Source organism: Paenibacillus sp. FSL H8-0122 (assembly GCF_038005345.1).
In the GTDB taxonomy this organism is placed as follows: domain Bacteria; phylum Bacillota; class Bacilli; order Paenibacillales; family Paenibacillaceae; genus Paenibacillus_AQ.
In genome coordinates, this window is sequence record NZ_JBBOTB010000001.1 from 1,054,896 (window position 1) to 1,081,613 (window position 26,718).

Below are 26,718 nucleotides of genomic sequence, written 5' to 3' on the forward strand. Positions count from 1 at the left end.
CTGTGCGGGAGATCCTTCTTCCAGCACATACCGCAGGTACATAGAAGCTGGTGCCGCCTCCATCGCGCAGCAGCAAGAGCCAGTCATAAGCAAGAGGCAGTACACACTTGTAAAGCGAAGGAGCCGGTAGTTATGAACTTTCAGCAGATGATTCTGACCCTGCAGCAATTCTGGGCCGCCCAGAACTGCATTCTCGTCCAGCCGTATGATACGGAAAAAGGGGCGGGCACGATGAACCCTATGACTTTTTTGCGTTCCCTGGGTCCGGAGCCATGGAAGGTTGCTTATGTGGAGCCTTCACGCCGTCCGTCCGACGGCCGTTACGGGGAGAACCCGAACCGCCTGTATCAGCATCACCAGTTCCAGGTGATCATCAAGCCGTCCCCGGACAATATTCAGGAGCTGTACCTGGATAGCCTGAAGGCACTGGGCGTAGATCCTTTGCTGCATGATGTGCGGTTTGTTGAAGACAACTGGGAGAATCCGTCTCTGGGCTGTGCGGGTCTCGGCTGGGAAGTGTGGCTGGACGGTATGGAAATTACCCAGTTCACGTACTTCCAGCAGGTTGGCGGAATTGAAGCAAGTCCGGTAGCGGTGGAGATCACTTACGGGATGGAGCGTCTGGCCTCCTATATTCAGGATAAGGAAAATGTATTTGACCTGGAATGGGTAGACGGCATGACGTACGGAGATGTGTTCCATCAGCCGGAGGTTGAGCATTCCACCTACACCTTTGAAGTCTCGGACGTCAAAATGCTGTTCACCCTGTTCAACACCTACGAAGAGGAAGCCCGCAGAGCGATGGAGAACCATTTAGTTTTCCCGGCGTATGATTACGTGCTGAAATGCTCGCATACCTTCAACCTGCTGGATGCGCGCGGCGCAATCAGCGTAACGGAACGCACAGGCTTCATTACGAGAGTACGCAATTTGGCCCGCACCGTAGCGGCGACATATCTGGAGGAACGCGAGAAGCTGGGCTTCCCGCTGCTGAAGAAAGAAGGTGCTGACCATGTCTAAGGATATTCTGTTCGAGATCGGTCTGGAGGAAATCCCTGCACGCTTTATCCGCGCGGCGATGGAGCAACTGAAGGACAGAACGGCGAAATGGCTGGAGGCCTCACGGATCAGTCATCAGGGCGTCAGTGCATATGCAACACCGCGCCGCCTTGCGGTACTGGTGAAGGATGCCGCAGAGCGCCAAGAGGATGTAAGCGAAGAGGTCAAAGGCCCGTCACGCAAAATCGCACTGGATGCCAGCGGCGAATGGAGCAAGGCTGCATTAGGCTTTGCCCGCAGTCAGGGCGCCACGCCGGAGCAGTTCACGTTCAAGGAACTGGCAGGCGTGGAATACATCTATGTGACCAAGAGCAGCACCGGCATCGAGACAGCCTCCTTGCTCTCCGAAGGCCTGGCTGGCATTGTCAGCAGCATGACCTTCCCGAAAAATATGCGCTGGGGCGCTTATGATTTCAAGTTCGTCCGTCCGATCCGCTGGATGGTAGCTCTCTTCGGACAAGAGATCATTGACCTTACGATTACCGGAGTCAAGGCGGGCAAGGTGAGCCGCGGCCACCGTTTCCTCGGTGAAGAAGCTGTGATCGCAGAGCCTGCTGCATACGTTGAAGCTCTGCGCAGCCAGCATGTGCTGGTGGATGTGAAGGAGCGCGAAGAGCTGATTCTAAGCGGTATTCATAAGCTTGCGGAAGAGAAGAAGTGGAAGATTGCGATCAAGGAGGATCTGCTGGAAGAGGTCCTGTTCCTGGTAGAGACGCCGACTGTGCTGTTCGGTACCTTTGATCCGGCCTTCCTGAATATTCCGCAGGAGGTACTGATCACCTCGATGCGTGAGCATCAGCGTTATTTCCCGGTATTTGGTGAAGACGGCAAGCTGCTGCCGTTCTTCGTAACAGTACGTAACGGGAATGCGGTATCGCTGGATGTCATCGCCAAGGGGAACGAGAAGGTGCTGCGCGCGCGCTTGTCGGATGCTAAATTCTTTTATGAAGAAGACCAGAAGCTGCAGATTAATGATGCTCTGGCCAAGCTGGAGAATATCGTCTATCATGAAGAGCTGGGCAGTGTAGGTGACAAAGTGCGCCGTATCCGTGCCATCGCTGACCGCTTGGCGGTGAAGCTTGAGCTGTCTTCAGAAGCTGTTGCGGAAGTGAGCCGTACAGCGGATATTTGCAAATTCGATCTGGTAACCCAGATGGTAGGTGAGTTTCCTGAACTGCAAGGCACGATGGGTGAGGATTATGCCCGCAAGGCCGGGGAAGCAGAACGGGTGTCCAAAGCGGTCTTCGAGCATTATCAGCCGCGCTTCGCCGGAGATGCTGTTCCTTCTACACAGGCAGGTCTTGTAGTCAGCCTTGCTGATAAAATCGATACGATTGTCGGCTGTTTCTCGATCGGAATTATTCCAACTGGCTCCCAGGATCCTTATGCCCTGCGCCGTCAGGCAGCAGGGATTGTCCAGATCGTACTGGAGCATCAGCTGAGCCTAAGCCTGCAGGAGATTTTTGCAGCGGCACTGGAAGTTCATGAAAGTTTCCGTACAGAGAAACATTTCACCCCTGAATTGCGTATAACTCTGTACGAGTTCTTCGGTCTGCGCGTCAAACGCCTGCTAGCTGACAACAATGTACGTTATGATGTTGTAGATGCAGCGCTTGCGGCAGGATTCGATGATATCGTTGATGTAGTAAGCAGAAGTCTGGCTTTGATGAATGCAGTAACCGATCAGGCTGATTTCAAAATTACTGTGGATTCCCTGACCCGTGTCAGCAATCTGGCCGCCAAAGCTCCGGAGGGTGCAGTTATCGACCCGGTCCTGCTTAAGGAAGAAGCGGAACAGAAGCTGTACGCGACTTGGCAGAGTATTCATAAGCCTTACCGCGCAGCTCTTGCTTCCAGACATGCCGCTGAGGCCCTGCAGATTCTGTCGGGACTTGAAGCAGCTGTTACCGGATTCTTCGATTCGGTTATGGTTATGGCCGAAGACGAAGCCGTCCGCTCGAACCGTCTGGCGCTGCTGGCCGGCATTCATACCGACTCCAAGTTGTTTGCTGATTTCGGCAAGCTGGTGTGGTAATTCAGGCAGGTTTTAAGTAATGTTTGCGATTTTATGGTATAGATCGAGGGTTTAGGGTATAAATATACGGAACGGTGCCAATGCGTAAGTTGACATTCGTTCCGTATTTATGCTTTACCAAAGAAGGATTTTTGAACGGTTGAGCGTAATATATATTACACAGGAATTTGGTGAGGTGAGCTTGGGAACTTCCCGGCTAAGAAAGATTGTTGTGGACGGGGATGCTTGTCCGGTTAAGCAGGAGATTATTACCGTGGCGCGCGAATTCGGGCTTCCGGTGCTGATGGTCTCCTCCTATGATCATGTGCTGCGGGCGGAAGAAGGGGTTACGGTGGTTCAGGTGGACCGCGGGGCAGACAGTGCCGACCTCTATATCGCCAATCATATCTCTGCAGGGGATATCGTAATTACGCAGGATTATGGACTGGCGGCGCTGGCGCTGGGCAAACGCTGCCTTGCACTTTCGAACCGGGGCCAGGAATATGAGAATTCTACCATGGATTTTATGCTGGAGAGCAGGCATGCCAAGGCGGTTGAACGCAGGCGCGGGCACTATTCCAAGGGTCCCAAAGCGATTACCGCAGAGGAAAAAAATCTTTTTCAACATAAACTGACAAAACTTTTAACAATTTTGCAGGAGAATGTCCAGCTATAGCGAATTATATTTAACTGTTAAGAGATGAAGGTGGTTGAAGTGGCTAGCGGACATGGTCCTATTCCCGAAGAGGTTATCGAGAACGTGCTGGCGCGGCATGATATTGTCGATACAGTCAGCAAGGTTGTCCATTTGTCCAAGCAGGGTAAATATTTATGGGGCCTCTGCCCGTTCCATTCGGAGAAGTCCCCTTCCTTCACTGTCACCCCTGACCGGGGAGTCTTTCATTGCTTTGGCTGCGGTATGGGCGGAAATGCCATCAAATTCAGGATGGAAATCGAAGGATTATCCTTCCCCGAAGCAGTCAGAATCATGGCGGAAGAGAGTGATATCCCTGTTCCTGAGGGGAGAGGCGGGGCGCTTGCTGCCCCCGATCCCGAGCGGGACCGGCTGATTCAGGCGTATGAATTATCGGCGAAGTTTTATCATTTTTTGCTGAAAAACACGGAATACGGCACTGCCGCCATGGATTACTTAAGAACCCGGGGTTTCAGCGACAAAATGATTGACCAGTTCCAGATCGGCTACGCGCCGGACCGCTGGGATACGCTGCTGCAGTTTCTGGAGAAGCGCAGCTTCGATCTCGCCGAGATGGAGAAGGGCGGACTATTGTCTGCCAGAGGGGAAGGCAAAGGATATCTGGACCGCTTCCGCGGCCGGGTTATTTTTCCGATTGCGAACCGCATGGGCAAGACGATCGCCTTCGCTGGACGTATTCTCGGGGAGGGGCAGCCGAAGTACCTGAACTCTCCCGAGAGCCGTTTATTTAACAAAAGCCGCATTCTGTACAATCTGCACCAGTCCAAAGCATCCATCCGCAAAACGCGGCAAATCGTCCTGTTCGAGGGATACGGTGATGTCATTTCGGCTTGGGAGGCAGGTGTGCAGAACGGGGTAGCCACGATGGGAACCTCGCTCACCGAGGGTCACGTGGGCTTGATGAAGAGCCTTGGAGATGAGATTGTGCTTGCCTATGATGGAGATAAGGCTGGACAAGCTGCGGCCCTTAAGGCCATTCCTATCCTGGAAGCCAGCGGTCTGCGGGTCAAGGTAGCCCTGCTTCCCAGCGGCCTGGACCCGGATGAATTCATCTCCCGGCATGGCGGGGACAGATTCAGGGAACAAGTGATTGACTCTGCCGTGTCCTCCATCAAATTTAAGCTTATATATCTGAAAAAAAACCATATACTCCTAGAGGAAGACGGCAAAATTGCCTATGTCAAGGAGGCTCTGGAGATTATCGCCGGGCTCCCTTCTTCAACGGAGCGGGAGGTGTACCTGCGGGAAATCGCCTCCGAGCTTGAGCTGTCCTACGACAGTCTGAAGCAGGATTGTAATTTACTTCGGGCCTCCATGCAAAAAAACAACCCCGAAGGGGATAATAACGATAATAGGTGGAATAATGGTAGGCATAAAAAAGGGCAAGTGCAGACACCTACCTTACTGCCTGCTTACCATGTTGCGGAACGGCGCCTGTTATCATTCATGATTCAAGACCCGGAAGCGGCGGCCTATGTGGGTGAACGGCTCGGAGAAGAGTTCAATATTGATGATCATGCGGCAATCGCCGCTTATCTATATGCTTATTATGCGCAAGGCAAACCACCCGGCATCAGCCGGTTCCTATCATCGCTTCAGGACGACCGTCTGGAGAAGACCGCAACGGCCATCTCCATGATGGATACGCCTCCGGACTGGAATACCCAGGTTCTGGACGATTGTATTCGTGAAGTGCGGAAGTATCCTCTGCAGCGCAAAATTGAACCCAAGCGTGAAGAGATGATTCAGGCGGAGAAATCCGGTGACTTTTTGCGTGCAGCACAAATAGCAAGTGAAATTTTAGCCCTAGAGAGACAATGAGCTGTTGACAGGATGTACCTAGGGAGGAGGGAGTCGAATTATGGCGAACGATCAGCACACTGAACTGGAAGCGGAATTTACTCTGGATCAGGTTAAGGATCAGCTTATTGATCACGGGAAGAAAAGATCATCACTTAATTACAAAGATATCATGGAGAAATTGTCGCCATTCGATCAAGACCCCGAGCAGATGGAGGAATTCTACGAGCAGCTGAGCGATCTGGGGATCGAGGTTGTCAATGAGAACGATGAAGAGGTGAACAGCCTCCGTCCAAGCGAAGACAATGAGGACAAAGAAGGAGACGACTTCAGCTTCGACGATGATCTGTCGCTGCCTCCGGGGATCAAGATCAACGACCCCGTCCGGATGTATCTGAAGGAAATCGGCCGCGTGCCGCTGTTATCGGCTGACGATGAAGTGGAACTGGCGATGCGGATCAAGAATGGTGATGAGGAAGCGAAGCGGAGACTGGCAGAAGCGAACCTGCGGCTCGTGGTCAGTATCGCCAAGCGTTATGTCGGACGCGGCATGCTGTTCCTGGATCTGATTCAGGAAGGCAACATGGGTCTGATCAAGGCAGTTGAGAAGTTTGACCATAACAAAGGCTTCAAATTCAGTACTTATGCAACCTGGTGGATTCGTCAGGCGATTACGCGTGCGATTGCTGACCAGGCGCGTACGATCCGTATTCCGGTGCATATGGTTGAAACCATCAACAAGCTGATCCGGGTCTCCCGCCAATTGCTGCAGGAGCTGGGACGCGAGCCGTCACCTGAAGAGATTGCTGCGGAGATGGAGCTTACCGTTGAGAAGGTTAGAGAGATCATGAAGATTGCCCAGGAGCCGGTATCGCTGGAGACACCGATTGGTGAGGAAGATGATTCGCATCTGGGAGATTTCATTGAGGACCAGGAGGCGCTGGCGCCTGCGGATGCAGCGGCATATGAGCTGCTGAAGGAACAGCTGGAGGATGTGCTGGACACGCTGACTGAGCGTGAAGAGAATGTGCTCCGCCTGCGCTTCGGACTGGATGACGGACGGACGAGAACACTTGAGGAAGTGGGCAAGGTGTTCGGCGTAACCCGCGAGCGGATTCGCCAGATCGAAGCCAAAGCGCTTCGTAAGCTGCGTCACCCCAGCCGCAGTAAGCGGCTGAAGGATTTCCTCGAATAGACCGTACAACCGGGACCTTCTGCTGCACGGTGGCAGGAGGTCCTATTATGTTGTCAAGGGGATTCACCGATGCTGGAGTCCCGCCGTGTGCGGGAGCTTCTAATGTAAGGATGGCAAGTTCTGGAAAGAGGGATGCCGGTTGAACCTGGAGAAACGTGATACTATATTAAGAGAAATACAATACTGGAGAAGAAGCAAGCTTTTGCCCGAGCAATATTGTGACTTCCTGACTAACCTGTATGATGATCAGGCAGAGGTGAAGGACAGCAATCCGGTATCGTTACGGAATCTCCAGCAGGGAAGCATCAAAATTTGGCTGTTTGGTTTTGGAATTATTTCCTTGATTTTCTTGATTAGTCTTTATTTTAGCGTTTTTCCCTGGCCTTTGCAACTTGCAACAGCGCTCAGTGTCCTAATTATTTGTTATGGATATTCAGCGATTTACCTGAACCGCAACAAGACAATCAGTCTGATGCTGGCGGGAATCGGCAGCATTTTAACGCTGGGATTCGGACTGTGGCTCATTGAGCTGCATAAGCTGGATGCTGATTTTTGGACACCGCTGCTGATTGCGGCCTGCGGGCTGCTGTGGTGTGTGCTTGGTTTTTTTCTGCGCATCGGGCTGCTTCATTTCTGCGGATATGCCTTCTGGGCTCTGCTCTATGCAGGATTCTTCGGACATGTTCGGCCGGATGCCTCTCTTCTGGAGCTGGAGCTGCTCTGGCTTCCGCTGTGTGTGCTGATGATCTGGATGAGCTGGTTGATGTATCACAGGGTTAGCGGGGTCTCTGGGGTGTACCTGGGGGCGGGTGCTGCCCTCTGGCTGATGCCGGAGGTGGATGCGCTATGGCTCAGAGCGGGATTCCCGGAATGGACCTCGCTGATATTAATACTGAAGATTGCAGTGGGCCTTGCGCTGCTGTTCCTCTTCAGAAAAAAATGGATAACGTGGGTGGCCTCATGAACAACGTAAAATTATCTGACCGGCTTCAGCTGCTGCTGGAGCAGGTCCCTGCGGGCAGCAGACTTGCCGATATCGGCTCAGATCATGCCCTGCTGCCTGTTGCCGCTGTGAAGAGCGGCCGGGTGCCTTCGGCTATTGCCGGAGAAGTAAATCCGGGACCCTATGAAGCGGCGCGTCGTGGTGTTGCGGAAGCAGGACTCGGTGCAAAGATCGCTGTACGGCGCGGAGACGGGCTGGAGGTGCTGGAGCCGGGGGAAACGGACTGCATTACCATTGCCGGGATGGGCGGCTCACTGATCGCGGCGATTCTGGACCGCGGGCAGAAGCTCGGCAAGCTGGCCGGGGTGAAGACGCTCGCGCTGCAGCCCAATGTAGGCGAGGATATTCTGCGCCGCTGGCTGCTGGCTAACAGCTGGGTGCTGGTCTCGGAGCATATTTTGGAGGAAGACGGCAAAATCTACGAGATCCTGACCGCGGTCCCTGAGGGCGCTGAAGCGGCGGGGACAAATGAACAGTTGTACAGCGGACGTCTGCTTGCCGGAGGGAAGGTAGCCCTTGATCAGGCGCTGCTGCTGGAGATGGGACCGCTGCTGCTGCAAGCGCCGAATGAAGTATTCGCTGCCAAATGGCAGGGTGAAATCTCCAAGCTGGAGAGCATCCTGGCCTCGCTCGCACGTTCGGAGCTGGAGGCGGCTGAGGAGAAGCGCAGCAGAATCAAGCTTCAGATTAAACGGATTGCGGAGGTGCTGGAATGTTTGCCAAAGGACAGACCGTAATTGGATATATGGAGCAGCTTGCTCCGAAGCATCTGGCGGAGGAATGGGATAATGTCGGGCTTCAGGTCGGCAGTCTCCAGAAGGAAATTACCGGGGTGCTGGTGGCGCTGGATGTCAATGAGAGCATTGTGGACGAAGCGATTGCCAAGGGCTGTAATCTGATCATTGCCCATCATGCGGTGATTTTCCGGCCGATCAAAGGGATTCTGACGGATACCCCGGCAGGCCGCTTATATGAGAAGCTGATCAAAAACGACATTGCCGTGTATATCAGCCATACGAATCTGGATGTGGCCGAAGGCGGAATGAACGACTGGATGGCCGAGGCGCTGGGCATTGAGAACGGTGCACCGATCAAGGATATTCATACCGAGCAGCTGTCCAAGCTGGTTGTATTCGTGCCGAAGGATCATCACCAGAAGGTGCTGGATGCCATCCTGAACGCCGGGGCAGGCTGGATCGGCAATTACAGCCATTGCAGCTTCAATATCGAAGGCTATGGCACCTTCATTCCCCAGGAGGGCACGGACCCGTATCTCGGCACGCCTGGCAAGCTGGAGCGGGCTGAAGAGGTCCGTATCGAGACGATTGTGCCGCATACGATCCGTAACAAGGTGGTACAGGCCATGCTGAAGGCTCATCCGTATGAAGAGGTGGCTTATGATCTGTATTCCATGGACCTCAAAGGCCGCAGCCTTGGACTTGGAAGAGTGGGGAAGCTGAAGGAGCAGGTGACGCTTGGTGAGTTCATCGATACGGTCAAACGCGGGCTGGATGTGGAGAGCGTGCGGGTAGTTGGAGATCTGGACCGCAAGATCCGCAAGGCGGCAGTCATGGGCGGGTCCGGTGCCAAGTACTACAGCAGCGCTATCTTCAAGGGAGCGGATGTGCTGGTGACCGGCGATATTGATTACCATACCGCACAGGATGCGCACCTCGCGGGAATCGCCCTGATCGATCCGGGCCATAATGCGGAGAAGATCATGAAGGTGAAGGTAGCGGAGTTTCTGGCCGGCAAGCTGACGGAGCATAAGTACGGCACGGCAGTGCATGCCTCGCAGCCGGATACCGAGCCTTTTACATTCCTGTAGGCTGTTATTATTTACACTTGTGCGCCGGGCGGCATATCTGTATAATATACAATGTTGTTTCGGAAAGTTTGACAGACAATCGCCGGTATGCGTGAGAGCGTATGCGGGAGGAAAGTCCGGGCTCCACAAGGCAGGGTGCTGGATAACGTCCAGTCGGCGCGAGCCGAAGGATAGTGCCACAGAAATGGACCGCCGATGGCCGCTTTCGGGCGGCACAGGCAAGGATGGAACCGAGGTGTAAGAGACCCCGAGGAACGCTGGTGACTTCGTTCCTGGTAAACCCCATCTGGAGCAAGACCTAATGAGACGCAGCCGCTTCCCTAACCGGAAGCCGCAGCCTTCGCCTGAGGCGTGTCTAGGTTGGTCGCTGGAGCTGTGCAGTAATGTATGGCCTAGATAGATGATTGTCGCTTATGGTGGGAGGGTAGTTCCCGTCTGAACCACAACGAGCACAGAACCCGGCTTACGGCAAACTTTCCTAACTGACAACTTTTATAAGAACAGTGCAGTAATTAATTATGACACATACTGACAATAAGACGGCGGCCTCCTTCGGGGGCCGCCTTTTTGTCATAAGTCCATATCATCATATACCTCAGCCTCTTCACTCGCGGACTCCAAAGCTGTTAATTCGGGCAATGAGCCTATTTTGTAAGCTATGCGGACTCAGTGGGCCATAACAAACAAATTTTGCTTCATTTTGCGTTCCCAGCGACCCAATAGCGGCCCCTCAGTCCGTAACGAGTAGAAAAGGTTTATTTTTAGCAAAATAACGTCTTCTCAGTCCACATAGCGTTACAAATGAGGGTTTTGAAGGTGGAGTTCCTGCACAAGACGACCTCTGCGAAAAAGCCATTTCGCAGACGCCGCCAGAGAGGATGTTCCCATGTTCCTTAAGCAGATTCCGTTACAACGGCAACAGACGCTCCTCATACCGGGACAGCGCAGTGGACAAGCGCTGCACCGCGAGCGGCAGCAGCTCCGGCCGGGTATGGGTGAAATTCAGGCGCATCGTATTCTTCATGGGCTGCTCCGAATAGAAAACTTCGCCCGGAACGAAGGCAACGCCCTGCTCCACGGCAAGCGGCAGCAGCTCGGCGGTATGAATCCGGGCAGGCAGGCTCAGCCACAGGAACATGCCGCCGCGCGGCTCCAGGAAGGAGGTATCCTGCCAGTTCTGTGAAGCCAGCTCTGCTGATAGCAGCTGCATCCGTGACTTGTATTCCCGGGAGACCAGCCGGATATGGCCTTCAAGATCGAAGGTGCGCAGCAGCTCATGCAGGGCGCGCTGATCGATGGTGCTGGAGTGCAAATCGGCGGCTTGCTTGGCTCTGGCGATCATCTTGACCAATTCAGCGGGGCCAACGATCCAGCCGGTGCGCAGTCCCGGAGCTACGATCTTGGAGAAAGTACCTGTATACACCACGCAGGGATCACCGCCCAGATTCCTGTCGATGGCTGCGAGGGTCGGCGGATAGGCTCCCGGAGATTCATCGAATCTAATCTCTCCGTAAGGATTATCCTCCAGCATCAGCACACCGTATTTCCGGCATAGCTCCACCACTTGTTCACGGCGTACTTTACTCCAGGTTGCGCCAGAAGGGTTGTTGAAGGTGGGAACGGCGTACAAGAGCTTAGGGCGGTGTACCCGAAGCTGCTCTTCGAGATGCTCCGGCAGCAGCCCTTCTTCATCGCTCTTCACAACCTGGATGTCTGCACGGTAAGAACCCAGTACCTGCAAGGCGGCCAGATAGGTCGGTGCCTCTACGAGTACAGTGTCTCCCGGATCGAGCAGAATTCTGCAGAGCAGATCTATGGCCTGCTGGGAGCCGGTAGTGAGGATCATTTCATCGGAGGAGACAGGGATGCCCTGTTGCCCCAGTCTGGCGGCGATCTGTTCACGCAGCGGAAGATAGCCTTCTGTCAGTCCGTATTGCAGCGCAGAACTGTCGCCTGTCAGCACGCGGCTGTAAGCCTCCCGGATCGCCTCTGCCGGGAACAGCTCCTCGGCAGGCAGCCCGCCGGCAAGCGAGATGATGTCCTTGCCCTGTGTGATCTTAAGGATATCGCGGACTGCGGAGGACCCCAGGTGGTTCGTCATGTCCGCATAGTTGATCTTCATATTCATGCTCCCTGCTATTCTGAATTTTGTAGTATCATAACGGTATAGCGGTATAACAGTAAAGCGGTAAATATAACAGTTAAGAGGAGGCAGGCCATGCATATTGATTTACTCCGCAGCGGCGACAAATCGCTGCCCCGGCAGATCAGTGAGACGATCGCGCAGCGGATCACCTCGGGGCTGCTCCAGCCGGGCACGCGGCTGCCGTCCGTTAGAGGTCTGTCATCCTCCTTGAAGGTGAGCCAGGTGACGGTAAGCAAGGCTTATGCTGACCTGGAGCAGCGCGGTCATATTCTGTGCAGCCAGGGTAAAGGCTGCTATGTGGCAGAACGGGAGCGGAACAGGCAAGGTGCAGAGGTAAGGTGGCAGGACGGATATGATGACTATCTGCCACGGGCCCAGCTGTGGCGTAACTTCGATTATTCTGAGGTGGACTATCCCTTTCATCTGGCCTCCATTCACAGCAGTCTGCTTCCGCTCGGGCCAATTGGCACGACTATGGCTGCACTTGTGAAGGAGCAGCCTGAGCTGATGGCCACCTATGGTAATTTTCAGGGTGACCCGGAGCTGCGCGAGGTAATGCGCAAGCATTTGCAGAGCCGGGGAATACAGCTTAGCTCCGGTGATCTGATGATCACAAGCGGCGCACAGCAGGGGATCGATCTGGTCGCCCGGACCTTTGTCGGTCCGGGGGATACGGTGTATCTGGAGGCGCCCAGCTATACGGGGGCGATTGATGTTTTTGCCGGGCGGGGGGCTGAGATGATCTTCGTTCCAATGGACGGGGAGGGCATGCGGGTGGACCGGCTTACAGCGATGTGTGACCGGAGGCCGCCTAAGCTCATCTACACCAATCCGACCTTCCAGAATCCTAGCGGGGTCACGATGAGCATGCCAAGAAGACAGCGTCTGCTGGAGCTTGCCCGCAGCTACCGCTGTCTCATTGTGGAGGATGATCCGTTCAGTGACCTGTATTTCCATCAGCCGCCCCCGGCGTCCATTAAATCGCTGGATACCGCCGGGCATGTAGTGTACATGAAGAGCTTCAGCAAAGTCCTCGCCCCCGGCTGCCGGATCGCCTGTGTGGCCGCTGAGGGCAATATCCTCTCCAGGCTGATCGCCGCCAAGTCTGCCAGTGATCTCGGCAGTCCGCTGCTGACCCAGCGGGCAGTGCTGCCCTTCATCGAGCGCCAGTATGACGAGTACGCAGCGAAGCTGCGGTCAGCGCTGCGTGTCCGCATGGAGGCGGCAGCGAAGCTGCTGAAGCAGTATGCTCCGGCCGGGGTAACCTGGCAGCTGCCGGGGGGCGGGCTGAATCTGTGGCTGCAGCTGCCGGAATCCCCCGGGACTACGAAGCTGCATGCTCTGGCCGAGCAGGAAGGGATCTCCTTCCTCCCGGGCGATGTCTGCTATGCCGGGGATATACCCTCCAGGCATATCCGGCTGAGCTATTCGCAGCTGACGCAGGAGGGGATGGAGCGCGGACTCCGCCGGTTCCTGCTGCTGCTGGAACGGCATCTGCGCTCTTAACAGCTAACGGCCGCAGCTTATTGTATGGAATCGAGCTGTTTGCCGACCTGCTGCGGGAACAGCTGGAGCGGAACCTGGCCTCCTCCTGCCGCCTGCAGGGTACGGTAGATATCCACCTGGCCCCAGCCGTAATATTTATCATGGCCGGCGGTGCCCAGATCGATGGCATTAGAGGTCAAGAGCGCGGTCACTTCCTTGTTCGTCAGCGCAGGGTTCAAGGAGCGCACCAGTCCGGCCAGCGCCGCTACATGGGGACTGGCCATCGAGGTGCCGGATAACGCAGCATACTGATTATCGGGATAGGTGCTGGCAATGCTCTCCCCGGGTGCAGCCACATCGATGTAACCCCCGTAATTGGAGAAGGAAGCACGCTCTCCTGCCGCATTCGTTGCGGCGACTGCAATCACCTCTTCATAGGCTGCGGGGTATCCCGGCCGCTCTGTATTGTCATTGCCGGAAGCGGAGACAATCACTACATCCCGGTCATAGGCATACTTAATCGCATCATGCAGAAACTGCGAGTCGGCATAGTTGCCCAGGCTGAGATTAATCACCTTAGCCCCCTGATCTGCCGCCCAGATAATGCCTTCGGCCACCGAATAGGTGGTGCCCGCCCCGGCATTATCCAGCGCTTTTACCGGAAGGATCTTGTTATACCAGCTAATGCCGGCGACCCCTTCTTCATTATTGGTTAACGCTCCGATGATGCCGGCCACATGAGTGCCATGTCCGACATCGTCATCCGGCGTACTGCCGCTGGTAATCGCATTGTACCCCTTGAGCAGCTGCCCCTTCAGATCCGGGTGGTTCGCTTGAACACCGGTATCCACAACGGCGATCACGATCTCCTTGCTGCCCTTGGACAGGTTCCAGCCCTGCGGGGTTTCAATTGCCGGCAGATTCCACTGGTAAGTGGAGAAGAGCAGGTCATTGGGCGTAATTACATTCGCTCCCGTATTTTCGCTGACCGCATCATTGGTTAAGTACATATAGTGAGGCTCTGCGTACAGCGGATGCCACTTATTGGCGAAGTAGGTCTTGAGCTGAGAGTAACTCATCTTATCCGACCGGAAAATATAAGCATACCCCAGCTTGCGCGGCTCCTTGCAGCGGATATCGGCGGCGATGGTCTGAAGCTGTGCCGCCGTGGGATGCCCGTTCGGGAAGCGGACGACAATCTCATTCTCGTAGTAATGGCTGGCATTCTCATTGTCATGTCCGGTCTTGACCGTGATGTCCTTCAAGGTATCGGCGTGGACGGATTCTACTCGGTACTTGCCTTCCTTCGGGTATGGGATGAGCCGCAGATTCTTGAGCTGATGCAGCGCGACGCGGTCCAGAATCTTCTGGTTAATCAGAGCGATGACAGCGATTTGTCCCTCCCGGTTACGCTGGGCCACGAAATAATATTTTTTGTCGCCGATAATGAACGAAGGGGATTCATAGGACTGGTGGCCTTTGATCGCAGCTTTGGCCGTGTTCAGATAATGAAGCAGCTGCTTATTCTCCTGGTCGGTTCCTTCCGGCAGTGAAGATTTGAAGGTGGTTGTCTTACGGGTGTTGAAATCCACCAGCATCAGCATGGTAATATGCCCGTGCCCCTCCTGAAGGCTCTGCGCATATGCTGAGATAGCTTCAGGCGAAGCGTGATGCATATCGGCCAGCAGGGTGCTCAGATGTCTGTTTACATCGATGCGGTTCAGCTTGTCAGTGGCCGTTACATCCTGCACAAGGGTGGTTTTCTTGATCACTTTTTCCTGAGCGGGATTAGGCACAGACGCTTGCCGGAGGGTACCGCCGCTGCCTTCCGGACGCAGGGCGAAGGTGAGCAGCAGTACGGTCAGCGCGGCAGTGACTACACCGGCGACGGTTAAATTTTTACGTGACATGATTTCCGCTCCTTCCTGTTTTCATATACCGGTTAGGGTTCGGAGCAAGAGCCTGTTTTATACATCTTACGAAAAGGCTACCGCCGTCCTTGGTTTTATGTTAATATCAAAAAGAAAGCGCCTTCCGGGGCTTATAATGTTCTTTTCAGAAGAAGGATTCTTCTCCGGTATCAGTACGGTGGAGGCTTACGAGATTTTGTGATACTATCAAGAGAGTACAACTGCAATGTCTAAGTGTCATTAACAACTACTAATGCAAGGTACAATAAGGGGGAGCAACCGCCATGTCAGCAGTAAGTGTGCAGAAATTGTGTGAATCCACGAGAGAGAAGCTTAAATCCGTTATCGACAAAATGGAACTGTTCCTGAATGAGCATGCACTTCCGCAACTTGTTACCGAAGAGGATGAAGAAACGCTGCATTTCTATCGGGGGTTCTTGTCCGATCTCCGCCATCTGCTGGTGTTCTCGGAAATGTCTTATGAGAAGCTTGGGCTTGCACTGCGCCGCGCTACCTTCGATGAACCTTTCGCGCAAAAAGCGCTATATAATGTATATCATCTAGGAGTTAATAACTTCTTCTATCCTAAGAATGAGAGTTATTCGGAGGATGGACGTTACGCTTATACCGGGCAGGATGCGATTCGTTTCCGTAAGAAGCCTGTGCGTCCGGCACGCGACATCATTATGGAGATCACCAAGGTCTATGAAGAATTGCGTGATGATCTGACTTATTATGAGAATGATTATTTGACAGAGAAGCGGATGCAGAATCAGGTGTAATCCATTGTCCGGTCTATAATCTTATTTCTGTAAAAGACTGTCCCAATTGCCGTTATGGCTGCTTGGGCGGTCTTTTTGCCGTCTTCAGGCAGGCAGCCATAGCCGCATATCCAGAATTCACAGCGGGCATAATACATGACGAGGTGATCATTATGACAAACGCCAAACCGCTTGTGAAGTGTAGTGTGAGCAACTGTCATTTTTGGGGAGAACAGAACCTGTGCCGTGCCGAGGAAATTGTCATTGAGATCGATCAGCATGCAGGCAGCCGTTATATGGAGGAATACGCAGAGGAGCTGACGGCGGGTAATCATCATGATCATGCCGGAACCTCGTCCGCAACCTGTTGTCTGACGTTCAAGCCGAACGCCTGAGAAGGAGGCCCTTATGGATAATCCGAATGATGAACCCAAAGTGGACCGTTCCGCCCGCAGAAAGGTTATCCTGCGCCCGCGCAGCAGAGTCGATTACCCACGCCGGGACCGGAGCCACAATGAGGAGTATGCCGCCGAGCTCAGTCCGCTCCCGTCGCAGCTTCAGAGCACTATGGAACGGAGCGGCGAAGCTCAGCGGACAACAGGCCGCGTAAGAGAGGGAGAAGACAAAAGTATCGGCTATATCGGCCTGGGCTTCGGTGTAGTATCCTTATTCATCTGGTCCATTATATTGGGGCCGATTGCCGCTGTTCTGGGGTATTATGCCTATGCCAGAGGACAAAAATCAGCCGGGGCCTGGTCGATGGGGCTGGGGATTGTATCCACTTTAAGCTATTTTGTCTTAATTCCTTTTGCCCGTTAGAGCCGGCTGAATCTGCATATCCGATTTTCAAAACAGGCTATCAGACCTAACTATGCAGGTCTGAGGTCTGTTTTTTCGCTTAGGCATATAGTAATTGCTGTGAATAAATAGTAAAGTTCAAATATAAGACTTCGGATGAAAGAGGGAATGAATGCATGTCAATCAATGCCGCTGCGCCAAGCGGTCAGTTGAAATGGGTAGACCTGAGAAGCTCAAGCATGAAGCGTGAGGATACCCAATCGAACCCCGAAGTGACCGGTGCCTCGGCAGCGGCGTTCACTGCAATGCTTCAGCAGGCAGCCGGGACGTCTCAAGCCACTGACAGCAGCAATAAAAGCACATACGTTGCTCTTGCAGGTACCTCTTCGATGGATAATCTGCTGTGGCAGCAGCTTGGGGAAGCAGCAGAAGCGAATAGCGGCATTTCCGGGGAAATAACGCAGACCGTACCGACGGATTATGAACAGCTGATTCAGACTGCCAGCGCGAAATATGGCGTTCCGGTTGATCTGATCAAGGCGGTTATCGATACGGAATCCTCCTTCAATCCGAATGTTGTATCTTCTGCCGGTGCCAAGGGACTGATGCAGTTAATGGACGGAACGGCTAACGGACTGGGTGTCTCTGATCCCTTCGATCCTGCCCAGAGCATTGACGGCGGCGTACGATACCTCTCGTACCAGCTTAAGCGGTATGACGGACAGGAGAAGATGGCGCTGGCCGCCTATAATGCCGGACCGGGCCGGGTGAACAAGCTTGGAGTCAGCACCGATGCTGAGCTTATGGCGAACCTCTCCGGGCTTCCGAAGGAGACTCAGGCCTACATTGCCAAAATAGAACGCGCCCGCGCGCAATTCGCGGTATAATATAAGGATCAAACGGAATCTGCACTCTGCTTCTTTGGGGGCAGGCCGTTTGATCCTTTTTGCAACATATAAGCAGTTATGAATTCTGATCAACAAAGGAGAACGCAGATATATGCTGTATTGGGATTATGCCGCTGCTGCCCCTCCCTATGAGGAGGTTGTGCAGACGCTGGAGCAGGTGATGAGGAAGCACTTCGCCAACCCCTCTTCCCTGCACCGGGCGGGAGAAGAGGCGGACAAGCTGATCAAGCGTGCGCGTGAGGTGTGCGCAGCTGCGCTTGATGTGTTGCCGCAGGAAATACTATTCACCTCGGGAGCTACCGAGAGCAACAATCTGGCGGTCAAAGGAGCTGCGCTGCAGTACCAGAGCAGAGGGCGGCATATTGTGACCACGGAGCTGGAGCATCCTTCGGTCTACGAGAGCTGTCTTCAGCTGCAGAAGCTGGGCTGGGAGGTTACCTTCGTACCACCTGACTCTCAGGGAGTGGTCGAACCCTCGCGGATTGCCGCTGCGGTCCGGCCGGATACGGTGCTGGTGAGTGTGATGCATGTGAATAATGAGATCGGCACGGTACAGCCGCTGCGTGAGATCGGACAACTGGTCAAGGCGGTGAACCGCCGGACGCTCTTCCATGTAGACGGCGTGCAGGGCTACGGGAAGCTTGAGGCTCCACTGAAGGCCTGGCAGGCAGATCTGTACAGCCTGTCCGCGCATAAATTACGCGGGCCGCGCGGGACGGGAATTCTCTATGTCAGAGAAGGCGTCACGCTGTTTCCCTTGTTGACTGGCGGTTCCCAGGAACAGGGCAAGCGCGCCGGGACAGAGAATGTGCCGAATATTGTAGCTTCAGCCAAGGCCATGCGGATGAGCGGGGAACAGCGGGAGGCCTTCAGCAACCGGATTCGTCCGCTCAAGGCACAGCTGGAGAATTATATAGCAGGGATACCAGAGCTTGTACTGAACAGCAGGGAGGACGGGGCGCCGCATATTGTTCACTTCTCTTACCCCGGCATGAAGGGGGAGGTCTTGGCCCGCAGGCTGGAAGAGCTCGGGATGGCGGTTGCCACACGCTCCGCTTGTTCCTCGCGCCAAGCCGAGCCGAGCCGGATTCTGCTGTCCATGGGCATGGATACCGCCGCTGCGCTTGGCGGCATACGGATCAGCCTGGGGGACAGTCACACGCAGCAGGATGTGAGCAGGCTGGAGCAGGCGCTGCTGGCAGCCGTCCAATCCTTGAAGATTGCAGAAGGAGGCATGAAATAACCAATGACAACAACTGAGACAGGTAGCGGAGTACAGAATGCCGGATACGGAAGCAGCATGGACTATGCCGATATGCTCCTGCTGCGCTTCGGGGAGTTCATTCTCAAAGGAAAGAACCGCAGCCGGTTCGAGAAGACCGTACTGCGGCATGTGAAGGAGATGGTGAAGCCGTATCCCAATGCGAAGCTGACCCGGGAATTCGGGCGGATCTACGTCGAATTGAACGGTGAATCCGCAGGAGAATTAACAGAGGCGCTCGTAAAAGTATTCGGGATCGCCTCAATTAGCCCGGTGAAGGTCTCCCGGCCGGAATTCGAGGATATTCTTGCGGCCAGCCGGACCTTCCTCCACCTTCTTGCTCCGGCGGCGGGAACCAGCTTCAAGGTTAGTGCGCGCCGGGTGTGGAAGGGCTTCCCACACGGCTCTATAGAGATGAATAAGCTTATAGCTACACCGCTGCTGCAGGGATATCCGGGGCTGCTGGTAGATGTGAAGTCTCCCGATCTGGAGCTGAAGATTGAGATTCGTGAAGAGCATACTCTTATTTTCTGTGAGAATATTGCCGGAGTCGGCGGCTTCCCGCTGGGAACGAACGGCAAGGCTATGCTGCTTCTCTCCGGCGGGATCGACAGTCCGGTTGCGGGCTGGTCATCGATGCGCAGGGGGCTGGAGGTAGAGTGCGTCCACTTTTACAGCTATCCATATACGAGCGAGCTTGCCCGCCAGAAGGTTGTAGATTTGACGCGTATCTTGTCGCGTTATGCCGGTGTAATTAAGCTGCATCTGGTTCCGTTCACGGAGGTGCAGACCTCTTTTACCGGGATCGGGCAGGATAATCTGATCATTACACTCATGCGCCGGGCTATGCTGCGGATTGCTACCGCCCTTGCGGAGAAGGAGGGGGCGCTTGCGCTGATTACCGGCGACAGTCTGGGCCAGGTGGCCAGCCAGACCCTGCCAAGTATGAATGTAATCGGGCGTGCAACGGCTCTGCCGCTGCTGCGTCCGCTGGTGATGATGGACAAGAGTGAGATTGTGGAGCTCTCGCAGACCATCGGTACGTATGACTTGTCCATCCTGCCATACGAGGATTGCTGTACGCTGTTTGTGCCCAAATCGCCGACGACGAATCCGAATCTGCGGATTGTAGACAAGATTGAAGCGACGCTGCCGGGCTATCAGGCCTTACTCGATACGGCGGTTGCCGGAACCGAGACCGTACTCATTACACCTTATGGCAATGAGAAGCCGGAGGACTTGGTACCTGCGCAGGCAGGACTTCAGGAAGAGTGGTTCTGAACAGCGAGGTGTGTCCGGCGGCGCTTCCAGTGTCCCGCAGCCAGGATACCGGCAATTACTGCGGCGATGAAGAGAACGTGCAGCAGCGGATGTGTCTTGAAGTAAGGGGCGATGAACTTCTCACCGGCAATCATGCTGGAGGCTGTGAAGCCGAGTACGCCTGACCCGAGATAGATAATCCATGGATATCGGTTGATTAGCCGGATAAACAGGGTACTTCCCCAGACCACAATAGGCACACTGATCAGCAGTCCCAGCACCACTAGCGTAATATTTTGATTCGCTGCGCCGGCAACAGCAATGACGTTGTCCAGTCCCATGGCTGCGTCGGCGATCACAATTGTCCTAACAGCCGCCCACAGCGTTCCACCGGCCTGAATATCCGTCTCTGCACTGCCGCCGGACAGCAGCTTGTAAGCTATAAGGATCAGCAGCAGCCCGCCGATTGCCAGCAGCCACGGAATCTTAAGCAGCCACACCACAAGAATCGTGGCGATAATCCGCAGGATTACCGCACCGCCGGTGCCAAGCAGAATCGCCTGCTTCTGCCGTTGTCCTTGCAGGTTCCGCGCGGCCAGGCCGATGACGATGGCATTGTCGCCTGCCAGAATCAAATCGAGGAACACGATATTCAGCAGAGATAATATGAAATCCGTAGCGGATGTATTCATCCCGGGTCACTCCTATAGGTTTGGTGGCTTGCTATCCCCTGCTGCGAGTCAGGCCGGAGACTATAGATATACGCTGCAATCCGGCCGTACATGCGCAGTTTCTAAAATAGCGGGACAAGATGCATAGCTTGTCGCCCCCCGGCATACATGTAGATACATGGAGTTCAGGGAGGCTGAGGTGGATGGATTCATTATTGCTGCTTGGTGAAATTCTAATGATTAATCTGGTGCTCAGCGGAGATAACGCTATGGTCATTGCGATGGCCAGCAAGAATCTGCCGGAGAAGCACAGGAAGCTGGCAGTCTGGTGGGGGGCCGCCGGAGCAGTCGCGCTGCGCTGTATCCTGACCTTCGCCGCAGTGCTGCTGCTCAAGATTCCCTATATCGAAGCCGGAGGGGCCATGCTGCTGCTCTGGATTTCCTTCAAGCTGCTGCTTGAGGACGAGGAAGAGCTGAGAATTGAGGGAAGCCCCAGCGTATGGAAGTCGGTACGTACCATCCTGCTGGCGGACTTCATCATGAGCCTGGATAATGTACTGGCGATTGCCGGGCTTGCCAAAGGGGATCTGGCACTGATCGTGATCGGGATTGCGATCAGCATTCCGATTGTCGTCTGGGGGAGCGGCATTATCGTGGGCTGGCTGCACCGCTTCCCGGTGCTGGTCTTCATCGGCGCCTATATTCTGGCGTATACCGCCGGGAACATGCTGCTGCAGGATGCCAAATTCGGCCCGGTGATTTCGTTCCTGCTGCCGACGCTTCATGCCATGCTGCCGATGCTGCTGGGCATTATTGTGGTTGTCACGGGCATGCTGAAGCACAGAAAAGTATCTGCAGGCAGATAACCGGCAATAATAAGGCTGTACCAAAAGCTGGAAGGCTTTGGTGCAGCCTTATTTCTTTTTTTTCGAGAATGCCCTGCCGGGATGTGTGAAGAATGATGGTGTTTTATGCGTTTATCAGCTAAAATAAAGGGAAACCTGTCGCCGGATTTGCCTGCTGAAGGGGCACCGACCGGTGAAAAGACACGAAATTTTGAAGGGATAGGTGAAAGATGTCTTCCAAAAATGACATGAAACTGGGTGTATTCATCGCCGCCGCCGGGCTCGTGATTCTGCTGGGCAAGCTGGGGGTGTTCGGTTTTCTGGGACGGGCGTTATGGCCGCTCATCATTCTGGTTCCGGGCCTGTTCCTGCATGTGCTCTTTTTCACCCGCCGCGCTTCTGCATCTGTACTCATTCCTGCGGGTATACTATCGGTGTATGGCTTGCTCTTCGGCTTATGCAATACCTGGGGCTGGGACCTCATGAGATACTTATGGCCTGTTCTTCTGCTGGGGATCGCAGTGGGACTGTATGAATATTCGCTGTATGCTTCAGGCAGAACCGGAGGGTTAACTACAGCCGCTGTGATCCTTGGATTGCTTAGTGTAGTGCTGGTTATCTTCACCCTGCTGGGTACTGGTGCGCTCTATCTGCTCGGCGCTGTGCTGGTTGCTGCGGGACTGTGGCTGATGCTGGGAAGAGGCAGACCGGGAAGCCGCAAGAAGTGGAACGGTGGCTGGTAGAACAGATCGTCTACACACCCTGATAGGACAATTCAAGACCGCTGAGCCGGACATGAGGCAAAATTAGAAAATTTAAGCGGACTTGGCAACGTTTTTTTTCAGAAAAAGACTTGCTTTTCATAGTACTTTCACTATAAAATTAAGGAATGTTGGAGCGTCGGCTTTCTGCCTGGCGCTTCTTTTGTGAGACTGCCGTGACATGCTAAGAATTTAAACAGTTTTAATTTGATAAATGAGAGGATTTGGATACAAATCATGCATTCAAGAAAAGATATCCGTAACATTGCGATCATTGCCCACGTTGACCATGGTAAAACAACACTCGTCGATCAGCTTCTCCAGCAGTCCGGGATTTTCAGCGCGCACGAGCACGTTCAGGAACGCGCCATGGACTCTAACGATATCGAACGGGAACGTGGAATTACAATCCTAGCTAAAAATACAGCAATCACTTATAAAGAGTTCCTGATTAACATCGTAGATACACCTGGACACGCTGACTTCGGCGGCGAAGTAGAACGGATCATGAAGATGGTTGACGGCGTACTGCTCGTTGTTGACGCTTATGAAGGCTGCATGCCGCAGACCAAATTCGTACTCCGCAAGGCGCTGGAACAGCACCTGACCCCAATCGTAGTCGTGAACAAGATTGACCGTCCGGCTGCGCGTCCGAAGGAAGTTATTGATGAAGTGCTGGACTTGTTCATTGAGCTTGAAGCCAGTGACGATCAGCTTGAATTCCCTGTAGTCTATGCTTCTGCGCTTAACGGCACATCGAGCATGAATGCTGAGAAGCAGGATGAGACCATGCTATCCCTTTATGAAACCATCGTTGAGCATATCCCGGCTCCAACCGAGAAGGTTGAAGAGCCGCTGCAGTTCCTGGTCACTTTGATGGACTACAACGAATACCTGGGCCGTATCGCCATTGGCCGTGTGAACCGCGGTGTAATCAAGCAAGGCCAGTCCGTTACAGTCATTATGCGTGACGGCAAGAGCAAGACTGCCCGTATCGAGAAGCTGTTCGGCTTCCAGGGTCTGAAGCGTGTGGAGACAGAAGAGGCCGGCGCAGGCGACATCGTGGCTATTGCCGGTATCAAGGATATCAACATCGGTGAGACGATTGCTGATCCGCAGCACCCTGAAGCATTGCCTGTTCTTAAGATTGACGAGCCAACGATGCAAATGACTTTCCTTGTAAATAACAGTCCTTTTGCCGGTAAAGAAGGTAAATGGGTAACTTCCCGTAAGCTTCGTGAGCGTCTGTTCAAAGAGTTGGAAACGGATGTGAGCTTGCGTGTGGATGAAACGGATAGCCCTGATGCGTTTATCGTTTCTGGACGCGGTGAGCTTCACCTTGGTATTTTGATCGAGAATATGCGCCGTGAAGGTTATGAGATGCAAGTGTCTAAACCACAAGTAATCATTAAAGACATCGATGGTGTCAGATCCGAGCCGCTTGAGCGCCTCATGATTGACATTCCGGAAGAAAGCATGGGCTCCGTTATGGAAAGTCTGGGCAGCCGTAAAGCCGAGATGGTCAACATGATCAACCACGGCACCGGCCAAGTCCGTCTGGAATTCCTGATTCCGGCACGCGGCCTGATCGGCTACAACACACACTTCCTGACGCTGACACGCGGCTACGGTGTAATGAACCATGCCTTTGATAGCTATGCTCCACTGGTTGGCGGCCAAGTTGGCGGACGTCATCAGGGTGTGCTTGTAGCAAGTGAAAGTGGCACAACAACTCAATATGGAATCGTGGGTGTTGAGGATCGTGGTATTCTCTTCCTGGATGCTGGTACAGAAATTTATGAAGGTATGATTGTAGGTGAGCATACCCGTGATAACGATATTATCGTTAACATTTGTAAAGAAAAAGCACTTACCAACATGCGTACCTCAGGCAAAGATGATACTGTAAAAATGAAGACTCCACGTACCTTCTCTTTGGAAGGCGCGCTTGAATACTTGAACGATGATGAATATTGTGAAATCACTCCTAAATCTGTACGTCTGCGCAAAAAGATCCTGAATAAGGGCGAACGCGAGCGTGTAGAGAAGCAGCGTAAGGCGGCGCAAGCCAGCCAAGCGTAAGCTGATAACAATGAAGCCGCCGGAATAATCCGGCGGCTTTTCTCATTGTACAGGCGGGGATCTTTCAAATTGCAGGGATTAATAGCAGTATAAAACGGCTGCGGGTGATATAATGTAAGCGTAACTTATGATCCGGGAGGAGTGATTGGCTATGCAAAGCTGGTTCGCTGAGCATCCAGTTATCGCTTACATTGTCATTTTTATCTTACTGACTTATGTGTATAACCAAGTATTCCGCGTCAATCAGAAGCTGCCGATCGGCAAAGAGATCGTACTGTATGTGATGATGGCGGCAGGCTCAGGCATGCTTCTTATCTTCCAGCATGACAAGCTGCCGATCATCCAGTGCCTGCTTGTAGCGGTGGGGCTGATGCTGCTTGTGCGGGTCCGCTACCTGGTGGAGGCCCGGCAGAAGCGCAAGGCTGCTGCGGCTGCAAAACGGGAGTAGGCGCAACTTTTGATGACAGGGCTCGTCTAAGTTATTACGAAGTGATCTGCTTCAACTCCAGTTGAATGAAAAGGAACTAAATGGATTATGAATACAAGCAAGGGCAATTTGCCACCCAGAAGGAACGGCCAGCAAGGAAGCACCACCCCTACTAACCGGCAGCAGCCGAGGTCTGCTGCTTCAGCTTCAAACGCAAAGAAAAAAGCGCGGAAACCGAAAAAGCGCGGATTCTTCGCCCGGCTGATGAGAGTGCTGCTCATCATTCTCCTGATAGCTGTTATAGCAGCAGTAGGTTACGCAGGATATTTGTACTGGAAGGTGGACCACGGAGGATTCGGAGTGGACCAGCCGGTTGCGGCAGGACAATCCGCCTCGGAGAAGCCGCTGACGATGCTGCTGCTTGGAACGGACAACCGTCCGAAGCACCCGTCCAACCTGACGGATGTGATCATGGTCGCGGCCTTGAACCCGGAGACCAAGTCGGCTACGGTGGTCTCATTACCCCGCGATACATATGTCGAGCTTGGCGGGTACAAGAAGACGAAGATCAATGCCTTTTACTCCCGCTTCAAGAGCAAGGAGAAGACCTCCGGGACTCTGGCCGAGGATGAGATGAAAAAGATGATGGGCAAATATCTGGACATTAAGGTAGATTACGCAACCGTGCTGGATTTCCAGGGCTTCCGTGATATTGTGGATGAGTTCGGCGGCGTAGATGTTAATATCAGTGCCAATATGTGTTACACGGACAGTGTGGACGGCACCAATATTAATCTTAAAAAAGGCGAAGCCAAGCTAAACGGAGATAAAGCGCTGGATTATGTGCGTTACCGCAAGTCCAACTGCAAGCCGGCGACGAAGCCTTCGGATGATTTTGAACGCAATAAGCGCCAGAACGAGGTACTGACTTCATTGATCTCCCAGATGCAGTCGCTGGGCGGTGTTCTCAAAATCGGCCGGGTGCTGGATGCGGTGGACGATAATCTGGAGAGCGATATTGAGAATGCGCAGATTAAGAGCCTGATCGCTACGTATTGGGATATTTCCAAGGAGAATGTCGAATATGTACCGGTAACCGGAACCTGGCGCAGCCCCTATGTATATATTAACGATAAGGAGCTGGACGCAGCCAAGAAAAGCCTTCAGGACCGGATATCCGGAGTGTCCGCAGCAGTGGTCTCAGGCCAGCCTTGAGCAGCAGGCAGGGTACAATCTGTAAATTGAATGCAAGTTTCGTCCTGTGCTATAATATAATAAATTGAATGTATTCTTGCTGCATAGGGGGCCTGTAACTATGTCTGAAGCCGTTGCTCAGCTCAATGAAACTCTGCTAGCTATGCTGCAATCGGAGACGTTTGTTCTTCTTAACACTGTGGATGCAGAATCCGGCGGACCTACGTCGACTGCGATCTCCTGGATCTATGCTGTGAGCCCTTCCATTGTCCGGTTGGCTGTGGACCACCGCTCCAGACTAGTGAACAACATGAAGGTTAACCCGAGGGTAACGATTACCGTGTTTGGTGAAGGGACGGTGCATGCCATTAACGGTCATGCTGCTGTTCGGCTGGACCCGCTGCCGGATGTTCCGTTTAAGATGTGCTGTTTTGATATTGAGATTGAAGCGGTCCGCAATGCGCTGTTCTATGGTGCGCACCTGGAATCTGCTCCGAAATATGCGAAGGTATACGATGCACGTGCGGCTGAGAAGCTGGACGGACAGGTGTTTGCCGCCATGCAAAAAGCCTAGTGTGCTATCACTAGGCTTTTT

The 26,718-nt window shown here is 53.7% G+C and carries 24 protein-coding genes and 1 other RNA gene; 22 read left to right on the forward strand and 3 right to left on the reverse strand.

The features are described from left to right. Positions 1 to 132: 132 nt before the first annotated feature. The 9 genes from glyQ to rnpB all read left to right on the forward strand — a co-directional run bounded on the left by glyQ (position 133) and on the right by rnpB (position 10,095). Positions 133 to 1,020, forward strand: coding sequence for a glycine--tRNA ligase subunit alpha (gene glyQ / locus NSS64_RS04650; RefSeq protein ID WP_036724333.1), 888 nt, complete (start codon positions 133 to 135; stop codon positions 1,018 to 1,020). After that, positions 1,013 to 3,094 (forward strand): glycine--tRNA ligase subunit beta, encoded by a 2,082-nt coding sequence (gene glyS / locus NSS64_RS04655; RefSeq protein ID WP_341139363.1) that lies wholly within the window; start codon positions 1,013 to 1,015, stop codon positions 3,092 to 3,094. The genes glyQ and glyS overlap by 8 nt, the downstream gene beginning before the upstream one ends. A gap of 175 nt (positions 3,095 to 3,269) precedes the next feature. Next, complete coding sequence (locus tag NSS64_RS04660; protein WP_076076338.1) at positions 3,270 to 3,749, forward strand: YaiI/YqxD family protein; 480 nt, start codon at positions 3,270 to 3,272, stop codon at positions 3,747 to 3,749. A gap of 24 nt (positions 3,750 to 3,773) precedes the next feature. Further along, on the forward strand, positions 3,774 to 5,609 hold the full coding sequence (dnaG, locus tag NSS64_RS04665) for a DNA primase (protein WP_245368119.1): 1,836 nt from the start codon (positions 3,774 to 3,776) through the stop codon (positions 5,607 to 5,609). 40 nt (positions 5,610 to 5,649) lie between these two features. Next, the gene (gene rpoD / locus NSS64_RS04670; RefSeq protein WP_036690273.1) at positions 5,650 to 6,783 is read left to right on the forward strand and encodes an RNA polymerase sigma factor RpoD; all 1,134 of its coding nucleotides are present in this window, start codon (positions 5,650 to 5,652) and stop codon (positions 6,781 to 6,783) included. A gap of 139 nt (positions 6,784 to 6,922) precedes the next feature. Continuing rightward, positions 6,923 to 7,747 carry a hypothetical protein gene (locus NSS64_RS04675; protein WP_341139364.1) on the forward strand — a complete coding sequence of 275 codons (825 nt, stop codon included), beginning with the start codon at positions 6,923 to 6,925 and terminating at the stop codon, positions 7,745 to 7,747. Next, positions 7,744 to 8,523, forward strand: a complete 780-nt coding sequence (locus NSS64_RS04680) for a tRNA (adenine(22)-N(1))-methyltransferase (RefSeq protein WP_341139365.1) — start codon at positions 7,744 to 7,746, stop codon at positions 8,521 to 8,523. Before NSS64_RS04675 ends, NSS64_RS04680 begins: the two co-directional genes overlap by 4 nt. After that, positions 8,499 to 9,614: a Nif3-like dinuclear metal center hexameric protein gene (locus NSS64_RS04685; RefSeq protein WP_076075850.1), complete on the forward strand. Its 1,116-nt coding sequence runs from the start codon at positions 8,499 to 8,501 to the stop codon at positions 9,612 to 9,614. Before NSS64_RS04680 ends, NSS64_RS04685 begins: the two co-directional genes overlap by 25 nt. A 63-nt stretch (positions 9,615 to 9,677) precedes the next feature. Next, an RNA gene (gene rnpB / locus NSS64_RS04690) (RNase P RNA component class A) lies at positions 9,678 to 10,095 on the forward strand. Positions 10,096 to 10,521: 426 nt separating this feature from the next. Here the strand turns inward: rnpB and NSS64_RS04695 are convergent. Then, entirely contained in the window at positions 10,522 to 11,736 is a 1,215-nt protein-coding gene (locus NSS64_RS04695) for an aminotransferase-like domain-containing protein (protein ID WP_341139366.1), read from the reverse strand. A 96-nt stretch (positions 11,737 to 11,832) separates the two neighbouring features. Between NSS64_RS04695 and pdxR the strand changes: the two genes are divergently transcribed. Then, entirely contained in the window at positions 11,833 to 13,266 is a 1,434-nt protein-coding gene (pdxR, locus tag NSS64_RS04700; RefSeq protein ID WP_341139367.1) for a MocR-like pyridoxine biosynthesis transcription factor PdxR, read from the forward strand. A gap of 17 nt (positions 13,267 to 13,283) precedes the next feature. Here the strand turns inward: pdxR and NSS64_RS04705 are convergent, their stop codons facing one another. Further along, a complete protein-coding gene (locus NSS64_RS04705) occupies positions 13,284 to 15,155 on the reverse strand; it encodes a S8 family peptidase (RefSeq protein WP_341139368.1) in 1,872 nt (623 codons plus the stop codon). 284 nt (positions 15,156 to 15,439) lie between these two features. On the opposite strand from NSS64_RS04705, the gene NSS64_RS04710 reads away from it, so the two are divergent. The 6 genes from NSS64_RS04710 (at position 15,440) to thiI (ending at position 20,164) form a co-directional block, all read left to right on the forward strand. Beyond that, positions 15,440 to 15,937 (forward strand): YpuI family protein, encoded by a 498-nt coding sequence (locus tag NSS64_RS04710; protein ID WP_036724316.1) that lies wholly within the window; start codon positions 15,440 to 15,442, stop codon positions 15,935 to 15,937. Between the two features lie 152 nt (positions 15,938 to 16,089). Beyond that, positions 16,090 to 16,311 (forward strand): DUF1540 domain-containing protein, encoded by a 222-nt coding sequence (locus tag NSS64_RS04715; RefSeq protein ID WP_445253443.1) that lies wholly within the window; start codon positions 16,090 to 16,092, stop codon positions 16,309 to 16,311. Between the two features lie 13 nt (positions 16,312 to 16,324). Continuing rightward, on the forward strand, positions 16,325 to 16,735 hold the full coding sequence (locus tag NSS64_RS04720) for a hypothetical protein (protein WP_341139369.1): 411 nt from the start codon (positions 16,325 to 16,327) through the stop codon (positions 16,733 to 16,735). 218 nt (positions 16,736 to 16,953) lie between these two features. Further along, positions 16,954 to 17,601: a lytic transglycosylase domain-containing protein gene (locus tag NSS64_RS04725; RefSeq protein WP_445667829.1), complete on the forward strand. Its 648-nt coding sequence runs from the start codon at positions 16,954 to 16,956 to the stop codon at positions 17,599 to 17,601. 112 nt (positions 17,602 to 17,713) lie between these two features. Beyond that, a complete protein-coding gene (locus NSS64_RS04730; protein WP_341139371.1) occupies positions 17,714 to 18,865 on the forward strand; it encodes a cysteine desulfurase family protein in 1,152 nt (383 codons plus the stop codon). Positions 18,866 to 18,922: 57 nt separating this feature from the next. Beyond that, positions 18,923 to 20,164 (forward strand): tRNA uracil 4-sulfurtransferase ThiI, encoded by a 1,242-nt coding sequence (gene thiI / locus NSS64_RS04735; protein WP_341142758.1) that lies wholly within the window; start codon positions 18,923 to 18,925, stop codon positions 20,162 to 20,164. On the opposite strand, the gene NSS64_RS04740 is transcribed toward thiI, so the two are convergent. Beyond that, positions 20,146 to 20,835, reverse strand: coding sequence for a TerC family protein (locus NSS64_RS04740; protein WP_341139372.1), 690 nt, complete (start codon positions 20,833 to 20,835; stop codon positions 20,146 to 20,148). The two genes, thiI and NSS64_RS04740, sit on opposite strands and share 19 nt — an antisense overlap. A gap of 182 nt (positions 20,836 to 21,017) precedes the next feature. Here NSS64_RS04740 and NSS64_RS04745 point away from each other — a divergent pair, with 182 nt between their 5' ends. From NSS64_RS04745 to NSS64_RS04770, 6 genes are all read left to right on the forward strand, one after another. Beyond that, complete coding sequence (locus NSS64_RS04745; RefSeq protein WP_340938880.1) at positions 21,018 to 21,680, forward strand: TerC family protein; 663 nt, start codon at positions 21,018 to 21,020, stop codon at positions 21,678 to 21,680. Positions 21,681 to 21,889: 209 nt separating this feature from the next. Next, positions 21,890 to 22,402, forward strand: a complete 513-nt coding sequence (locus tag NSS64_RS04750; RefSeq protein ID WP_076075875.1) for a hypothetical protein — start codon at positions 21,890 to 21,892, stop codon at positions 22,400 to 22,402. A 255-nt stretch (positions 22,403 to 22,657) separates the two neighbouring features. Next, positions 22,658 to 24,502, forward strand: coding sequence for a translational GTPase TypA (gene typA, locus NSS64_RS04755; protein ID WP_036724305.1), 1,845 nt, complete (start codon positions 22,658 to 22,660; stop codon positions 24,500 to 24,502). A 151-nt stretch (positions 24,503 to 24,653) separates the two neighbouring features. Further along, positions 24,654 to 24,950, forward strand: coding sequence for a YlaH-like family protein (locus tag NSS64_RS04760; protein WP_341142759.1), 297 nt, complete (start codon positions 24,654 to 24,656; stop codon positions 24,948 to 24,950). A gap of 87 nt (positions 24,951 to 25,037) precedes the next feature. Further along, positions 25,038 to 26,144 (forward strand): LCP family protein, encoded by a 1,107-nt coding sequence (locus NSS64_RS04765; protein ID WP_340993982.1) that lies wholly within the window; start codon positions 25,038 to 25,040, stop codon positions 26,142 to 26,144. Between the two features lie 100 nt (positions 26,145 to 26,244). Further along, entirely contained in the window at positions 26,245 to 26,697 is a 453-nt protein-coding gene (locus tag NSS64_RS04770; RefSeq protein ID WP_036690242.1) for a pyridoxamine 5'-phosphate oxidase family protein, read from the forward strand. The last annotated feature ends 21 nt before the right edge of the window (positions 26,698 to 26,718 follow it).

What these genes read in the sequence shown, in the direction of transcription:
- NSS64_RS04715 (WP_445253443.1), top strand. Translation starts at nt 16,090, where the DNA reads ATGACAAACGCCAAACCGCTTGTGAAGTGTAGTGTGAGCAACTGTCAT.
- NSS64_RS04730 (WP_341139371.1), top strand. Translation starts at nt 17,714, where the DNA reads ATGCTGTATTGGGATTATGCCGCTGCTGCCCCTCCCTATGAGGAGGTT.
- typA (WP_036724305.1), top strand. Translation starts at nt 22,658, where the DNA reads ATGCATTCAAGAAAAGATATCCGTAACATTGCGATCATTGCCCACGTT.
- NSS64_RS04695 (WP_341139366.1), bottom strand. Translation starts at nt 11,736, where the DNA reads ATGAAGATCAACTATGCGGACATGACGAACCACCTGGGGTCCTCCGCA.
- NSS64_RS04710 (WP_036724316.1), top strand. Translation starts at nt 15,440, where the DNA reads ATGTCAGCAGTAAGTGTGCAGAAATTGTGTGAATCCACGAGAGAGAAG.
- glyS (WP_341139363.1), top strand. Translation starts at nt 1,013, where the DNA reads ATGTCTAAGGATATTCTGTTCGAGATCGGTCTGGAGGAAATCCCTGCA.
- NSS64_RS04760 (WP_341142759.1), top strand. Translation starts at nt 24,654, where the DNA reads ATGCAAAGCTGGTTCGCTGAGCATCCAGTTATCGCTTACATTGTCATT.
- NSS64_RS04765 (WP_340993982.1), top strand. Translation starts at nt 25,038, where the DNA reads ATGAATACAAGCAAGGGCAATTTGCCACCCAGAAGGAACGGCCAGCAA.
- NSS64_RS04770 (WP_036690242.1), top strand. Translation starts at nt 26,245, where the DNA reads ATGTCTGAAGCCGTTGCTCAGCTCAATGAAACTCTGCTAGCTATGCTG.
- thiI (WP_341142758.1), top strand. Translation starts at nt 18,923, where the DNA reads ATGGACTATGCCGATATGCTCCTGCTGCGCTTCGGGGAGTTCATTCTC.
- NSS64_RS04740 (WP_341139372.1), bottom strand. Translation starts at nt 20,835, where the DNA reads ATGAATACATCCGCTACGGATTTCATATTATCTCTGCTGAATATCGTG.
- NSS64_RS04750 (WP_076075875.1), top strand. Translation starts at nt 21,890, where the DNA reads ATGTCTTCCAAAAATGACATGAAACTGGGTGTATTCATCGCCGCCGCC.
- NSS64_RS04720 (WP_341139369.1), top strand. Translation starts at nt 16,325, where the DNA reads ATGGATAATCCGAATGATGAACCCAAAGTGGACCGTTCCGCCCGCAGA.
- rpoD (WP_036690273.1), top strand. Translation starts at nt 5,650, where the DNA reads ATGGCGAACGATCAGCACACTGAACTGGAAGCGGAATTTACTCTGGAT.
- NSS64_RS04705 (WP_341139368.1), bottom strand. Translation starts at nt 15,155, where the DNA reads ATGTCACGTAAAAATTTAACCGTCGCCGGTGTAGTCACTGCCGCGCTG.
- NSS64_RS04680 (WP_341139365.1), top strand. Translation starts at nt 7,744, where the DNA reads ATGAACAACGTAAAATTATCTGACCGGCTTCAGCTGCTGCTGGAGCAG.
- glyQ (WP_036724333.1), top strand. Translation starts at nt 133, where the DNA reads ATGAACTTTCAGCAGATGATTCTGACCCTGCAGCAATTCTGGGCCGCC.
- NSS64_RS04745 (WP_340938880.1), top strand. Translation starts at nt 21,018, where the DNA reads ATGGATTCATTATTGCTGCTTGGTGAAATTCTAATGATTAATCTGGTG.
- NSS64_RS04685 (WP_076075850.1), top strand. Translation starts at nt 8,499, where the DNA reads ATGTTTGCCAAAGGACAGACCGTAATTGGATATATGGAGCAGCTTGCT.
- dnaG (WP_245368119.1), top strand. Translation starts at nt 3,774, where the DNA reads ATGAAGGTGGTTGAAGTGGCTAGCGGACATGGTCCTATTCCCGAAGAG.
- pdxR (WP_341139367.1), top strand. Translation starts at nt 11,833, where the DNA reads ATGCATATTGATTTACTCCGCAGCGGCGACAAATCGCTGCCCCGGCAG.
- NSS64_RS04725 (WP_445667829.1), top strand. Translation starts at nt 16,954, where the DNA reads ATGAAGCGTGAGGATACCCAATCGAACCCCGAAGTGACCGGTGCCTCG.